The 14,080-nt window shown below is 67.3% G+C and carries 12 protein-coding genes; 3 read left to right on the forward strand and 9 right to left on the reverse strand.

Going from position 1 to position 14,080, the window contains the following annotated elements; translation table 11 throughout:
* Positions 1 to 126: 126 nt before the first annotated feature.
* From H1R19_RS01130 to dprE1, 4 genes are read right to left on the reverse strand one after another with little or no spacing between them, the layout of a single operon-like run.
* The gene (locus tag H1R19_RS01130; RefSeq protein WP_244970826.1) at positions 127 to 924 is read right to left on the reverse strand and encodes an MBL fold metallo-hydrolase; all 798 of its coding nucleotides are present in this window, start codon (positions 922 to 924) and stop codon (positions 127 to 129) included.
* A 7-nt stretch (positions 925 to 931) separates the two neighbouring features.
* Positions 932 to 2,938, reverse strand: a complete 2,007-nt coding sequence (locus H1R19_RS01135) for a galactan 5-O-arabinofuranosyltransferase (RefSeq protein WP_219850351.1) — start codon at positions 2,936 to 2,938, stop codon at positions 932 to 934.
* Positions 2,939 to 2,948: 10 nt separating this feature from the next.
* Positions 2,949 to 3,710: a decaprenylphospho-beta-D-erythro-pentofuranosid-2-ulose 2-reductase gene (gene dprE2 / locus H1R19_RS01140; protein ID WP_188330799.1), complete on the reverse strand. Its 762-nt coding sequence runs from the start codon at positions 3,708 to 3,710 to the stop codon at positions 2,949 to 2,951.
* A gap of 59 nt (positions 3,711 to 3,769) precedes the next feature.
* Complete coding sequence (dprE1, locus tag H1R19_RS01145) at positions 3,770 to 5,194, reverse strand: decaprenylphosphoryl-beta-D-ribose oxidase (RefSeq protein WP_188330800.1); 1,425 nt, start codon at positions 5,192 to 5,194, stop codon at positions 3,770 to 3,772.
* A gap of 183 nt (positions 5,195 to 5,377) precedes the next feature.
* Between dprE1 and H1R19_RS01150 the strand changes: the two genes are divergently transcribed.
* Positions 5,378 to 6,286 (forward strand): AurF N-oxygenase family protein, encoded by a 909-nt coding sequence (locus H1R19_RS01150; RefSeq protein ID WP_188330801.1) that lies wholly within the window; start codon positions 5,378 to 5,380, stop codon positions 6,284 to 6,286.
* 44 nt (positions 6,287 to 6,330) lie between these two features.
* Here H1R19_RS01150 and H1R19_RS01155 read toward each other — a convergent pair whose 3' ends face one another.
* Both H1R19_RS01155 and H1R19_RS01160 read right to left on the reverse strand, forming a co-directional pair.
* Entirely contained in the window at positions 6,331 to 7,905 is a 1,575-nt protein-coding gene (locus H1R19_RS01155; RefSeq protein WP_219850352.1) for a phytoene desaturase family protein, read from the reverse strand.
* A gap of 55 nt (positions 7,906 to 7,960) precedes the next feature.
* The gene (locus H1R19_RS01160) at positions 7,961 to 9,181 is read right to left on the reverse strand and encodes an alpha/beta hydrolase family protein (protein WP_219851491.1); all 1,221 of its coding nucleotides are present in this window, start codon (positions 9,179 to 9,181) and stop codon (positions 7,961 to 7,963) included.
* Between the two features lie 170 nt (positions 9,182 to 9,351).
* On the opposite strand from H1R19_RS01160, the gene H1R19_RS01165 reads away from it, so the two are divergent.
* On the forward strand, positions 9,352 to 10,182 hold the full coding sequence (locus tag H1R19_RS01165) for an aldo/keto reductase (RefSeq protein ID WP_219850353.1): 831 nt from the start codon (positions 9,352 to 9,354) through the stop codon (positions 10,180 to 10,182).
* A 79-nt stretch (positions 10,183 to 10,261) separates the two neighbouring features.
* A complete protein-coding gene (locus tag H1R19_RS01170; protein WP_372632129.1) occupies positions 10,262 to 10,804 on the forward strand; it encodes a GtrA family protein in 543 nt (180 codons plus the stop codon).
* Positions 10,805 to 10,878: 74 nt separating this feature from the next.
* On the opposite strand, the gene H1R19_RS01175 is transcribed toward H1R19_RS01170, so the two are convergent.
* The 3 genes from H1R19_RS01175 to H1R19_RS01185 form a co-directional block, all read right to left on the reverse strand.
* The gene (locus tag H1R19_RS01175; protein ID WP_188330804.1) at positions 10,879 to 11,757 is read right to left on the reverse strand and encodes a TIGR03619 family F420-dependent LLM class oxidoreductase; all 879 of its coding nucleotides are present in this window, start codon (positions 11,755 to 11,757) and stop codon (positions 10,879 to 10,881) included.
* 109 nt (positions 11,758 to 11,866) lie between these two features.
* Positions 11,867 to 13,495, reverse strand: coding sequence for an HNH endonuclease signature motif containing protein (locus H1R19_RS01180; protein ID WP_219850354.1), 1,629 nt, complete (start codon positions 13,493 to 13,495; stop codon positions 11,867 to 11,869).
* Between the two features lie 196 nt (positions 13,496 to 13,691).
* Complete coding sequence (locus H1R19_RS01185) at positions 13,692 to 14,057, reverse strand: winged helix-turn-helix transcriptional regulator (protein WP_219850355.1); 366 nt, start codon at positions 14,055 to 14,057, stop codon at positions 13,692 to 13,694.
* Positions 14,058 to 14,080: the final 23 nt, after the last annotated feature.

Raw genomic sequence — 14,080 nt, forward strand, 5'->3', positions numbered from 1 at the left:
CTTTGCCGGGCAGATCGGCACGGCCAGGAGGATCGAACGTGGGCGGCTTAACAGTCCTCGCACACGCGACGACGCACGGCGAAGTGATGCGCGGCCGGGTCGCGAACTGGGTCGAGACGGCGCCGGCTACCGGCTGAGGGCGATGCGGGCAGCGTCGGCGACGCTGCCCTCCCGGAACTCTCCGTGGCCGGGCAGCAGTAGATCGGCGTCGAGTTCGGTGAACCGTTCCACGCTGAGGCGTGCGGTGGGTTCGTCGTGCTGGAACACCGACGGGATGCACTGCGGTCCGATGATCGCCGACACCTCGTGCCCGCTGACGAGGGCGTCGCCGGACACCAGCGCCCGACCGTCGGCGACGAGATAGGCGCTGTGACCGTCGGTATGCCCGTGGCTGGCCACCGGTACCGGCGATCCGGGCAGGTCGAGTGCCGCCGTCCCGGCCTCTTTCCGGGACGCGCCGGACCCGGGAAACGGTGCCGCCGTGCCCAAACCGGCCTTGCTCAGCACCCCCAGCGGAGTGGTCTTGGCGAGCCACGACCACATTCGCAGCTGGCCGGCGAGCGGTGCGAGGTCGAGCGCGTTGGCCTGCTGTAGGTGATGGCGCAGCGCATGATCGACTTCGACGGGATCCATGTACACCTCGAAGCCGTACCGCGACTGCAGTTTTGCCAGCCCGCCGAGGTGGTCGACGTGAGCGTGGGTCAGTAGTGCGCCGCGGATGTCTTCGGGCCGGCGGCCGATGCGCTCGATGGATTCGACGACCTGTGCCGCCTGGCCGGGGTAACCGCCGTCGATGACGGTGAGGTCACCTCCTTCTTCGAGCAGGACCCAGTTGACGACGTCGGTGTGCACGAAGTGCGTTGTCGACGACTCACCTTCGACGCGCGTGATCTCCATCGGGCGGGTGACGTGGGGGAGTCGCACGAGGAGCTCACTTCCGGATGACGAGGACGAACGGGCCGACCTCGGTCACCTCGAAGCGCGGGTCGTCGAAGACCGTTGGATCGAAGGTGACGGTGTAGCGCTTGACGTTCGGATCGTTCGGGTAGACGTCCTCGGCCAGTCGCAGCGTGTATCCGTCTGCGCCGTAACGGAACAGGAAGACGTTCGGCGGTACCCAGGGGGAGTCCTCGAGGTGGGTGACCAGCTGGTCGGGGTTCTCCGACTCGGCCCATCTGGCGATGGCTGCCGCCCGCTTGTCGAACTCGGCGAGCGGGTTGGCGTAGTGCGAGGTCAATCCCTGGAAGCCCCAGTACGGATAGATCGACAGGAACCCGAAATCTGCGGTGAGCACGACGTTCTCGGTCCGCGGCTTGCCGGTCTGTGCGGTGATGAGCTTGTCGATCTCGCCGAAGTACGATTCCGCGCCGGCCGGCCGGGCATCGGCCCGTTCGCCGTACCCGTCCGTGTCGGTGTATGCGGTCGTGATCTCGGTGCCGAGGTGACCCGGGATGCTCTGTGCCATACCGATCGCGGCCAGCACGGCGACCGCCCCGACGACGACGCGGATGTCACCGAAACGGCGGACCGCCCAGTGCGCGATGTCGACGACGCCGAACACGCCCGCGGCGCTCAGCACGGCCACCAGGACCGAATCGAGCCGGAACGACAGCAGGGTGGTGCCCATCGCCGTCATCAGCATCGAGAGCAGGCAGAAGACGTAGATGGTGACGACGGTGGCGCCCATCGCCAGCGCCACGGTGCGGGTGCGGAATCGCAGCAGGATCCAGAGCAGCCCGATCATCGTGATGGCGCCGACGAGGTTGAGTCCGAACATCGGCAGCGGGAGCACCGAGCCGCGTTCGGGCAGATAGTGCTGAGCGGTTCCGCCGCTGGCCGGTTCGCTGCTCAACCGTGCCAACAGGTAGGGCGCCCAGACGAGCAGTGCGATCAGCCCGGAGACCACGCCGATCGCGACGAGGCGGCCGATCACCGCACCCACGATCTCGCGGCGCCGCGCCCTGACCGTGGTGGACGGCGTCGACTTGTTGCCGGCCGCCAGCCAGCCCTGCACGACGAAGTAGCAGGCCAGCAGGATCGCGGTGAGCGCGAAGACGCCTGTGAACAGGGTGTACGTGGCCGCCGAGACACCCAGGAACACGCCGGAGGCGACCACCGCCGGCCAGCTCGTGGCCCCGAACAGTGGACCGGCCGGGCCATCGGCGGCTCTGGTCCGTCCCCGCAGCGCGTAGGTCAGCGTGACCATCATCGGCACGCCGATCAGCACGAGGACGGCGGCATAGGGCTCCGGCGAGGCGTACAGCAGGGTCACGGTGGTGACGGCGAGCCCTAGGGCGATCCCGCGGTCGGCGCCGAACATGCGGATGAACAGCAGGACGCCGACCGCCGCCGCGACCGCCATCGAGACGATCGCCCACGACTTGTAGGCCTCCCAGCCCGGCTGGCCGATGAGATTGGCGAAGCGTCCGCCCCACCAGAACCAGCCGGCGGGGTAGTACGGCGGCAGGTCGATGTAGGTCATGTCCGCCAGATGGGGACTCGACGTCATCCGTGTCAGGTACTCGGTGCGGAACTCCTGGTCGACCGACAGTCCGAACAAGTAGAGACGTGTTGCGCCCAACGGCATCCCGAGCGTCACCGTCACGAACCCGGAGATCGCCGCCGCCGACACCAGCGGTACAGCCAGGCGGCCCTTGCCGTATCGGTACAGCAGCGCCATGCCGACCAGCACGGCGATCGCCATGACCTGCCCGGCGGTCGTCAGCGACCGGGTCACGTTCGACGAGTTGAAGGCAGGCCAGTCGACCGTCCCGATCGCGGCCAGGCCGATGAACGACACGACGCCGGCGACGATGACGCCGGCCACCAACGACAAAGCGGTGCGACCGTGACCGCGGGGTCTCGCGGGTTCGGCGGCGGGGCTCGGATCGGGGCCGGTTGTGGTGGCGGTCCGGTCGGCGCTGGTGGAGGACGTCATCGGTCAGCGATCAGATCGGCAGCTTACGGAAGATCGGGCGCGGGATGTGGCGCAGGACCATCATGATGTAGCGGAACGGCCCGGGCACCCAGACGATCTCCTTGCCCTTGGTGGCCGCGGCCACCGCGAGGCGCCCCACGTCCTCCTTGTCGACGGTGAGCGGCGCTTCCTTGACGTGCGCCGACAGCCGGGTGCGAACCTGGCCGGGGCGGATCACCAGGACACGAGGCCCGAAGGGGCGCAGCGCCTCTCCGAGTCCGAGGTAGAAGCCGTCGAGTCCGGCCTTGGTGGAACCGTAGACGAAGTTGCTGCGGCGCACGCGCTCACCGGCGACCGAGCTCATCGCGATGATCTGGCCGTGGCCCTGGGCCTTCATCTTCTCGCCGAGCAGAACTCCCACGGAAACGGCTGCGGTGTAGTTGATCTCGGCTTCGGCGACCGCGAGGGCGTGGTCCTGCCAGGCTTGCTCGTCGTCACCCTGGATGCCGAAGGCGACGATGGCCACGTCGACGTCACCGTCGGCGAAGGCCTTGTCGATGACAGCGCGGTGGGTGTCGGTGGCGCGGGCGTCGAAGTCGATCTGGGTGACCTCGGTGGCCCCGGCCTCCTTGGCCTTCTCCACCGCGGCAGCAGCGGTCGGGTCACCGGGCAGGGTGGCGAGGATGACCCGCGCCGGTCCCTTGCTCAGGTATTCGGCGGTGATGGCGAGCCCGATCTCCGAACTCCCGCCCAGGACCAGGATGGATTGGGGGGCGCCCACGGCGTTCAGCATGTGTGTTCTCGCTTTCGGTGACGTGCAGGTCAGGGGGTGTTCGTCGAAGGTTTTGTGGCTCAGGCGAGTTCGAGTCGCCGGCCCATGTCCGACATGAACACCCGGTTGGGGTCGATACGACGCCGCGTGGCGATCCACTCGTCGATCTTCGGGTACATCGCGTGGAAGCTGGCCGCGGAGGTGCGTGAGTCCTTGGCCGTGTAGAGGCGTCCGCCCATCGACATGACGCGGCGGTCGAGGTCATTCAGGAACTCGGCGAGGCCGGCCTTGACCGGGAAGTCGAGGCAGACGTTCCAGCCCTTGAACGGGAAGCTCAGCGGTGCCTTGTTGCCCTCGCCGAACAGCTTGATGACGTTGAGGAAGCTGACGTGGCCCGACGCCTGGATGTGTTCGATGAGCGCGGTGAACTCGCTCTCGTTTCCGGTCGGGACGATGAACTGGTACTGGCAGAAACCGCCGCCGCGGCCGTAGGCGTTGTTCCAGTCACCGAACACGTCGAGCATGTGGTAGAACTGCGCCAGATTCTTGACCTTGCCCTCGCTGGGCGGGCCGATCCGGTAGTACGCCTCGCCGACCGCGGAGAAGCTGAGCTTGTTGGCCAGCCCGCGCGGGAAGACGTCCGGGAACCGGACGAGCGGCTTGTTGTTGAACGACAACGGATTGTCGCGGTACTTCTCGGGCAGCTCGTCGACGCGGGCGAGGTTGCCGCGCGAGAAGGTGCCGCGGCCGAGCTTCGGCGGTGCGCTGATGGTGTCGAACCAGCCCGAGGCGTACTCGTAGCCGTCTTCGAAGCCGTCCTGGAGATGCAGGTCCAGGGTTTCCTGCAGCGATCCGGTGCGCGCGGTGTCGGCGATGAAGTACGCGCTCTCGGTGCGTTTCATCTGGATCTTCGCGCGCAGCACGATGCCGGTGAGTCCGATGCCGCCGACCGTCGCCCAGAACAGCTCGCCCGCCGGATCGTCGGCGGTGCCGTCCGGTGTCAGGGTCAGGACGCGGCCGTCGGCGACGAGGAGCTGCATCTCGACGACGTGGTTGCCGAAGCTGCCCTGGCTGTGGTGGTTCTTGCCGTGGATGTCGTGCGCGATCGCGCCGCCCACGGTGACCTGCCGTGTACCCGGCAGCACCGGGACCCACAGGCCGTGGGGCAGCGCGGCCTGCATCAGGGTGTCCAGCGAGACGCCGGCGTCGACGTCGACCGTCGCCGACTCGTCGTCGATGGAGTAGATCCTGGTCAGCGGGGTCATGTCGATCGTCAGCCCGCCGCTGTTCTGGCCGGACTCGTTGTAGGAGCGGCCCAGGCCGCGGGCGATGACGCCGCGCTTGAGGTAGTCCGGCTTGTCCGCGTTGTCGTCGGCGACCCGTGCCACCGCCTCGGCGATGACCTCGGGGTACGGCGTGGACAGGACGTGGCCCTCGATCGGGGTGGTGCGAGACCAGCCCACGAGCTTGCGGGTCGTGATCGGCAGCAACTCTTCAGTAGACATCGCTAGAGAGGGTACCTGGGCAAGGTGCCCGGACCGACCGTGATGCTGGGGCCGGGTGCTGGAGGAGGTTCATCCGAGGGGACGTGACCATCGTTGCCATCGAATAACGCACCATTGACCGATGGCACGATCTGTGGTGGTGTGTATCACAGTTGCAGTCCCGCGGACGACAAGGAGCCCGGCATGGAAGCGCTCAGAGATGTGAGCCGTCCCGACGACGGGATCGACGAGGTGGCCCGGCGCCTGCTGACGTCGTCGGCGCGGCTGTCGCGTAATGCGCTGACCGAGATCGACTGGGATGCGCCGCTCGAGTCGGACAAGTACGGCTGCAGCCCGGAATGGTCGACGCTGTACGGGACCGCCTATTGGGACGAGATGACCGAGCAGCAGCGGATCAGCCTCACCCGGCATGAGACCGCGTCGATCATGAGCATCGGCATCTGGTTCGAGATGATGCTGCAGGAAATGGTGATCCGTGATCAGTACCTCGGGGACTATCACCGCCCGGAGTTTCAGTTCGCACTGACCGAGGTCGCCGACGAGTGCCGGCACTCGATCATGTTCGCCAAGACCGCGTACAAGCTGACCGGGACCAGCTACACCCCGCATCCGCGCCTGGGTCGCTTCGGCAAGATGTTCATGCGGGTCGCGGGCAGTGAAGTCGCCTACGCCGGAATCCTTGCGGCGGAGGAAGTCCTGGACGTGTTGCAGCGGGGGTGTATGCGCGATGAGCGCGTGCTGCCGCTCGTGCGCACCGTCAACGAGATCCACGTGCTCGAAGAGTCCCGCCATATGCGGTTCGCTCGCGAAGAGGTCCGCCAGTCGATGAGAGAGGCCAACTGGGCTCGGCGACAGTTCAGTTCGGTGATCATCGCCATGTCGGTGTCGTACATTCTCATCAGCCTCGTCCGACCTCAGGCCTATGCCGATGCCGGGTTGGACCACCGGCGAGCCGTGGGTGAGATGCGCCGCAACCACCATTTCCAGTCGATGATCCGCTCGGGCTGCGCACACCTGATGCGCTTTCTCGACGAGGTGGGTCTGCTCACCCGGCCCGCGGCGCGCATCTACCGCAAGGTACACATGCTCTGACGGCCCGGCGCGAACGGCCCCGCCGAAAAAAGCGCGTGGGACTTCTACCGGGGTGACGCGACTGCCTCCGCACCCAGCACCGCCGCCGCCGCGTTACGTCCCGGGATGCCGCTGACCCCACCCCCGCGCCGCGCCCCCGCACCGCACAGCAGCAGCCGCGGATGCGGCGTCTCCACGCCCCAGCGGCCCACTTCCGACGCGGTCTCGGCCCACGGCCACCGCAACGACTGGTGGAAGATGTTGCCGCCGGGCAGCCCGAGGGCGTCGTGCAGGTCGTGCGGCGTCTTGGCCTCGATGCACGGCCGGCCGTCGAGGTCGTGGGCGATAACCGATTGGATCGGCTCACCGAGCACCGCATTCAGTGAGGCGAACGTCGCGCCGAGAGCGTGCTCGATGGCGCCCGGCTCGTCGAACACGTCCGGCGGCATGTGCAGGCCGAAGAGTGTCAGCGTGTGCTTTCCCGCTAGTTCCGGCCCGAGGATCGACGGGTCGGTGAGTGTGTGGCAGTAGATCTCGCACGGCGGTAGTTCGGGAACCTCGCCGCGCGCGGCCTGTCGCCACGCGTCGTGCAGCTGGGCGGCGGTCTGGTTGATGTGGAAGGTCCCCGAGAAGGCGGCTGCGGGTGCCACCGACTCGTCCCGCAGGCGGGGCAGCCGGTCGAGCAGCAGGTTGATCTTGAGCTGCGAGCCACGCGTGTCCGCCTCGCACGGGATCGGAGTGCCGTCGAGGAAGGTGTTGAACACCTGCGGCGCACAAGCGGCGTACAGCACCGAACCGCGCGTGGTTCCGGCAGTTGTCTCGACGGTCCCGTCGGCCGGGTCGACGCCGGTGATCTCGACGCCGGTCCGGATCTCCGCACCCGCAGCCGACGCCGCCTGGTACAGCGCCCCCGACACCGCGCCCATCCCGCCGACGGGCACGTCCCAGTCCCCGGTTCCCCCGCCGATCACGTGGTAGAGGAAGCAGATGTTCTGACGCAGGGTCTGGTCGTCGAGGTCGGCGAAGGTGCCGATCAGGCCGTCGGTGGCGGCGATCCCGCGCACGAGGTCGTCGTCGAAGTACTGGCCCAGCAGCGTGCCGAGCGGCAGCGTCGTGAGCGCCTCCCACAGTTCGGCGGTGGATGTGTCGGTACCGACGACGAGGTCGTGCATGTCGGCGGCCGTGCGCAGCGGCTCGATCATCGTCGGGAACACACGCTCGGCGACGGTGCCGACCCGGCGATAGAACGACTGCCAGGCGGTGAACCCGATGTCGGAGCCGGTGACCCGCTGGAACGACGCCGCGGTCGCCTCGTCGTCGAGGGTGTCGATGAGGAGCCCGCGCGCCGGATCGGCCGGTAGCGGCGTGTACGAGGAGTGGCGGCGGCGGATGAGTTCGATGTCGAGGCCCAGCTCGGCAATGATCTCCCGCGGCATCAGAGACACCAGATACGAGTAGCGCGACAACCGTGCGGACAGCCCGCGGAACGGCGTCGCCGAGACGGTGGCGCCGCCGACGTGATCGGCCTTCTCCAGGACGAGGACCCGGCGTCCGGCGCGCGCCAGGTAGGCCGCGGCGGTCAGCCCGTTGTGTCCCGCCCCGATGATGACGTCGTCGTAGAAAGCAACTGCGGTGCCCATCGATCCAAGGTTGTCAGATCGACGCGCACCGCAGCGGGGGTCGGGGGAATACGGGTCAGCGCAGGATGCGCGCGACGAACGGCGTCGAATCCTTCATCGAGGCGAGAACGGCGCTCGAGTGATCGTCTTCGGGGTAGACGAACAGTTCGACGGGCTGGTTGTTCGCCCGCATCTGGGCGTACAGCGACAGCGCCGACGGGGCAGGCACGTCGACGTCGCGCAGGCCCTGACCGAGGAAGATCGGCCGGTCGTATCCCTTGTACGGCGTGGCCATGTACTCGTGCAGCGCCGGGCTCAGGCCGGGGATCGACATCAGCGGCGCGCGGAACCAGGTCCGCACGTCGTCACCGGCCAGTTCCTTCTTCAGGACCGGGTAGCAGGTGACTCGGCCCTGAGCCAGACGGGCGACGCCCTTGGGGGTCATCACCGAGGTGACCTTCAGGTCGGGGCGGGTGTCGTCGAAACCGGCCAGGATGTAGGCGGTGTAGGCGTTGAGTCCGCCGGGCAGCGTCACGGGCGGAACCACCGGACCCAGGTTCTGGTAGAGGTACTCGAGGTTCGCCGGGATGCCGGTCGCCACCACGCCGCGATAGTCGAGGCCGGAGCCGCGACTGAACTCGGTGGCGTAGCGCGCCCCGTTGAGGGCGGCAGCCGCGCCCTGGGACTGCCCGATGATCGCCCACCGCTTGGCCAGCGGCAGATCCATCTGATGCGACGCGACGACGATGTCGACGATGGAGTGCGCCGCGGTGACGCCGTTGAGGTAGGCCATGAGACCTGGGGTGCCGAGTCCGACGTAATCGGCGGCGACGACGGCATAGCCCTGGTCCAGCCAATGGCCGAGGTAGGTCTGATCGCGCTCGCTGCGGGCGAACGCCGACGGGGTGCAGTCGTCGGCCATGCCGACGGTGCCGTGCGCCCAGGAGATCACCGGCCACCCGCCGGCGGGAGGTGTGCCCTTCGGCAAGAAGACGGCACCGGTGCCCGTGGCCATCTTCTGGTGCTGGTTCAGCGACGAGAACTGGATACGGTAGGCATCCCCGGCTGCCGGGAGGTTGAGTGACTCCGCGAGCGGTACTTGTGCCATCAACGTGCCGGCACGCTCGGGGACGGCGCCCCGGTAGTCGGTAACGTCCAACCCCGACCAGTTCGGAATACCCACGGAGACAGCATCATCGGCGCGCGCGGTGGCGGAGGTGCCGAGCATTGTCACGACCAGGAGGGCTGTCACCACGGCAATGGGGATCCGTGTCAGGCGGGATTCGGCGGCATGCATGTCCAGGAGAATAGGCACTGTCGCACCTCGGGCGGGCGCGGGCCGGCGGCAGGTTCGTGCCGACCTCGCAACGATTTCGTGCCTGCGAACGCCGAACGTCTGTCGTCGATTCGGTTGCCACTTGGTCTCGGCGAGGCAATCTGCGGCCTCCGCAGTCCTATCCTGAAGCCGTGGACATCCCCTCGGTCGAGCTCAACAGCGGTCACTCGATCCCCATGGTGGGGCTCGGCACGTACAACATGCTCGGCCGGCCGTGTTCCGGAGCGGTGAGCTCGGCGGTGAAGGCGGGATACCGCCTTCTCGACACAGCACCCCGATACAGCAACGAACTCAGCGTCGGGATGGGTCTGCACAGCTCCGGGGTCCCACGCGACGACGTGGTGGTCCAGACCAAACTCGGTGGCGGCGACCACGGTTTCGACGAGGCCATCACCGCGGCCAAGGAGAGCGCGCGACGCCTGGGCGTCGCCCACATCGACGTCTATCTCATCCACTGGCCCTGCCCGAGCCTCGGCCGGACCGTCGACTCCTGGAAAGCCCTGCTGACGCTGGCCGACGAGGGATACGTACGTACACCCGGCGTCTCGAACTTCAAACAGCACCACCTGCAGATGCTCTTCGACGAGACCGGACGCTGGCCCGCTCTCAACCAGATCCAGTGCTCGCCCGCCCTCCCGCGTACCGAACTCCGAGAGTTCATGGCCGGCAACGGTATCCACGCGCAGGCCTGGCATCCGACCGGGCGCAAGGAAGGGCTCCTCGCCGACCCGGTCGTCCTGCGGATCGCCCGCAAGTACGGAAAGTCGCCCACGCAGATCGCGCTGCGGTGGGCGGTCCAGAACGACATCAGCGTCGTGCCGAAGTCCTCACACGGCGGCCGTCAGATCGAGAACGCCGACCTGTTCGACTTCGTCCTCGACGCCGCCGACATCGCCGATCTCGCGTCACTCGACCGCGGGGAACGCGCGGCCCGCGATTCCGACGTCGACGAGGAGTTCTGAGCTGACGCCCGGCGACGCCCGCGGTCACACTCACGTCGCCGCGACATCGACCGGACCGTCCGTCGGCTAGGGTGTCAGCGTGTCTCGACCCGATCCCGGTGACCACGACGAGAACGCCGTCGGCGCTGACAAACACCTCGGCCAAGGTGCCCACCCGCACCATGAGGATTTCGCCACCCGGCATGCGCCGATGCCGATCGAGCTGCCCCTCGACGACGAAGAGGCCTCGACCGACGCCGATCTGAAGACGCAGCTGATCCGCTTCGTCGTGACCGGCGCGGGGTCCGCGGTCCTCGATTACGCGCTCACGATGTTCCTGCAGTACGTCGTCGGCGTCCCCGGAGGTGTGGCGAAGGCCGGCGGATTCATCCTCGGCACCACCACGGCGTACCTCGTCAACCGCCGCTGGACGTTCCGCGCGGAGCCCAGCACCGCGCGTTTCATCGCCGTGGTTGTCCTCTACCTGGTCACCTTCGTGGTCAACGTCGGTCTCTACAGCTGGCTGTCGCATCTGTGGGAGGAGACGGTGCTGTACTCCGCGATCGCTTTCGTCGTCGCGCAGGGCACGGCCACCGTCATCAACTTCGTGGTCCAGCGGATGGTGATCTTCAAGATCCGCTGAGCCTCGCGGCCTTGGCGTCCCGGTGACCCGGGTGCCGAACGACGCGCCGAACGTGTCCGGCTCGGGTGGTGCGGTCAGGCGTTGACCTTGGCAATGACGTTGTCCGCGTACCAGTTCAGATGGTCGATCTTGGTCTGCAGCGGCTCGGTGTCGTCTCCCATGACATAGGGCAGGCGGAAGCCGACGATGACGTCGGTGATCCCCTTGTCCTCCAGCCGTTTACAACCGTCGACGGTGTAGGCGTCCATGGAGATCACGTGAATCTCGAACGGCTCGTTGGCCTTGCCCTCGGCTTTGCGGATCTCGCCGATCCGATCCAGCAGGGTGTCGAGCTCCTCCGGCGGCCCGCCGCCGTGCATCCAACCGTCGCCCCGGATGACCGCACGACGCAAGGCGGCGTCGGCGTGCCCGCCGACGAGCAGCGGGATCGGTTCGGTCGGCGCCGGGGTCATCTTGATCTTCGGGATGTCGTAGAACTCGCCGTGGAACTCGAAGTAGTCGCCGGTGGTCAGGCCGCGGATGATGTCCATGCACTCGTCCATGCGCTTGCCACGGCGTTTGAAATCGACGCCCATGAAGTCGTAGTCCTCGGGCCACGGGCTGGTGCCGACACCCAGCGCGAGCCGGTTGCCGGTGAGGTAGGCGACCGAGCTCGCCTGCTTGGCCACCAGGGCGGGCGGACGCACCGGCAGCTTGAGGACGAAAGGTGTGAAGCGGATCGTCGAGGTGACCGCGCCGAGCGCCGCAGCCTGGATGAAGGTCTCGATGAACGCCTTGCCGTCGAGGAACTCGCGGTCACCGTCGGGGGTGTACGGATACTTGGCGTCCGACTCCTGCGGGTAGGCCAGCGAGTCGGGGATGGTGAAGCCGGCGTACCCGGCCGTCTCCGCGGCCTGCGCCAGCGGCGCGTAGTACATCGGATCGGTCATGGCCTCGGCGAAGGTGAACCGCATTGTGCTCCTCAGGAACGGGCGATGGAACTTCACCACACACTAGAACACGTTCTAATTCCGGGGAAGGAGTCGACGATCTTCACTGGTTCGCACAACACCCGTGTCGCGGTCAGAGGTGGCTGAGGAGTTCCTCGAGCCGGGTTTCGACGACCGACGTTGCGGGGACCGGCGTTGCGGTGCTCGACGTTGCGGTGCCCGCCGGTGCGATGGCGGGGCGTGGGTTGATGACCTCACGCATGGCGAGGCGTGCGGTATCGCCGGACGCGGTGTCGGGTCCGTGGATCTCGTGGCGCACCTGCGCGAGGTGGGCGCTCAGCCGGTCGGGTACGTCGGGCCGTCGGTTGATGCGTGCGGGGTTGGGTGGTGCTCCCGGCTCGGCGTTGAGTCGCCAGACGCAGCGGCCTTCGTCGGGTCCGTCGCGGAGCATCCAGGTGGTGTACTGGCCGGGTTTGTCGCCGACCATCCGGTTGTGTCGCGGGCAGGCGGGAGTCAGGTCGGTGATGTCGGTGAGTCCGCCCAGGCTCCAGTCGAGTTGGGCGTGATGCATCTCGACCTGGGAGGCGGGTTGCCCACAGCCGGGTGTGGAGCAGACCTCGCCGTCGGGGCGGGCGAAGGAGACGAGGCGCTGATCGCGGGTGGCGAGGCGTTTGCCGTGTCCGAAGTACAGCGGGACGGCGGTGGTGTCCTTGAAGACCGCGAGGTAGGGCTGGGCGTCGGCAGCGAGCTCGATGACGTCGGCGATCGGCATGACTGTTCCGGTGACGGTCGTGGCGAGGCCGGCTTCGCGGATGAGGTCGTTGAGGTCGGCTTTGATGATGAGTTGGACCGGTAGGCCGCGGTGAGTCTCTCCGAGGAGGCCGTCTTCGAGCACGGCTTTCAGCAGCGCGTTGAAGGCGTCGTGGTTGATCTGGGCGGGTGTGCGCAGGTCGCGCGCGGCGGCAACCTTGACCACCTCGGGGTCGGCGTCTTCGAACGAGCCGTGCGGACTGTCCGGGTCCTCGGGATTGTTCATACCGGGTTTGGCCCACACGGCGAGCAGCATCGTGACCCGCGCGACCAGCTCGGGGGTGAGGGTGGCCGACATCTTTGCGGTCCCGTCGGCACGCTGCCGATTCACCCAGAGGTTGCGGCGTCGTTGGCGGTCGGTGTCGTCGGCCAGGGTGCCGTCGGGGTCGAGATGGGCCAGGAGTCGCGCCCCGAGGTCGGTGATGTCGGCGGGGGTGTGGGCGATGGCGATCTCGGTCATCTGTCGTTCGGCGGCGACCTTGACGTCGTGTTCGACGGCCGAGGGGATGTCATCCAGCACATCGACGACGGCTCGCACGTGTGCGGTGCCGACGGCGCCGTCGGCGAACGCCTTGGCCAGTGTGGGGTGGTCGGGTTCGAGTGGTTCGCCGAGATGATCGGAAAACGTGGCGAGGGCGTTCCGGTGTTTGTTGCGCCGCAACGGATCAGATACGCGCAGCCGGTGGGTCATGAACGAGGTGATACTGCGGTGTCCGGTGGTGCCGGAAAGGTCACGGTTGATGATCTCGACCATCTGCCGGTCCCCGGCGTATGTCACTCGTGCGATGGCGCGCTCGGTCGCGGCGGCAATGTCGATGAGCTCGCTGCTGGTGCACGGGGCGAGGTCCACCGTCTGCAGCTCGTCGACAATCCGGTGTAGCTCAGCGGCGAGTTCTGAGGCTCGGGACAGTGGCGTGTCAGTGTCGCCGGACAATTGCGCTGTGTCGGACATGACGGTCACCCCCCGGAAACCTACGGCACGAATACTTGATCAAGGGTACATCGTATTCGACTGTCCCGCAATGGATATCGAGAAGTTCTCGCGTCGCTGTTCTTGTCGGTGCTCTGTGGTAAGCGGCACCGATGCTCGTCCCGCAACCTGCGGTTCGACGTGGCATCGAGGTCCGACGGCGCGGCGGAAGGCTTTGTCAGACAATGCCGTTCAATGGATTGTCCGCGGTCGCGCCTGGTCCTGGACCTACGCGCAGATCCTCGCGACGGACCTTCTCGCCGCACGCCGAACAGGTGGGATCGACCGTCATCGTGGAACCGCAGGAGTGCGTGGAGACGACCGGCGCGCCATCGTCGGCGGTCCATTTGTCGCCCCATTGCCGCAGGGCGGTCATCACCGTCCAGAGGTCGCGGCCCTTCTCGGTGAGCCGATAGTCGTAGCGCACGGGATTGTCCTGATAGGGCTCCTTGGTCATGATGCCGTGCTCGACGAGGGTGTCCAGGCGCTGGGTGAGCACATTGCGCGCGATCCCGAGCGTCGAGAACTCGTCGAAGCGCGTCACTCATCTACGACGACGTGCACGAC

The organism is Gordonia jinghuaiqii, assembly GCF_014041935.1.
GTDB classification, from domain to species: domain Bacteria; phylum Actinomycetota; class Actinomycetes; order Mycobacteriales; family Mycobacteriaceae; genus Gordonia; species Gordonia jinghuaiqii.

What these genes read in the sequence shown, in the direction of transcription:
- H1R19_RS01135 (WP_219850351.1), bottom strand. Translation starts at nt 2,938, where the DNA reads ATGACGTCCTCCACCAGCGCCGACCGGACCGCCACCACAACCGGCCCC.
- dprE2 (WP_188330799.1), bottom strand. Translation starts at nt 3,710, where the DNA reads ATGCTGAACGCCGTGGGCGCCCCCCAATCCATCCTGGTCCTGGGCGGG.
- dprE1 (WP_188330800.1), bottom strand. Translation starts at nt 5,194, where the DNA reads ATGTCTACTGAAGAGTTGCTGCCGATCACGACCCGCAAGCTCGTGGGC.
- H1R19_RS01150 (WP_188330801.1), top strand. Translation starts at nt 5,378, where the DNA reads ATGGAAGCGCTCAGAGATGTGAGCCGTCCCGACGACGGGATCGACGAG.
- H1R19_RS01155 (WP_219850352.1), bottom strand. Translation starts at nt 7,905, where the DNA reads ATGGGCACCGCAGTTGCTTTCTACGACGACGTCATCATCGGGGCGGGA.
- H1R19_RS01160 (WP_219851491.1), bottom strand. Translation starts at nt 9,181, where the DNA reads ATGCATGCCGCCGAATCCCGCCTGACACGGATCCCCATTGCCGTGGTG.
- H1R19_RS01175 (WP_188330804.1), bottom strand. Translation starts at nt 11,757, where the DNA reads ATGCGGTTCACCTTCGCCGAGGCCATGACCGATCCGATGTACTACGCG.
- H1R19_RS01180 (WP_219850354.1), bottom strand. Translation starts at nt 13,495, where the DNA reads ATGTCCGACACAGCGCAATTGTCCGGCGACACTGACACGCCACTGTCC.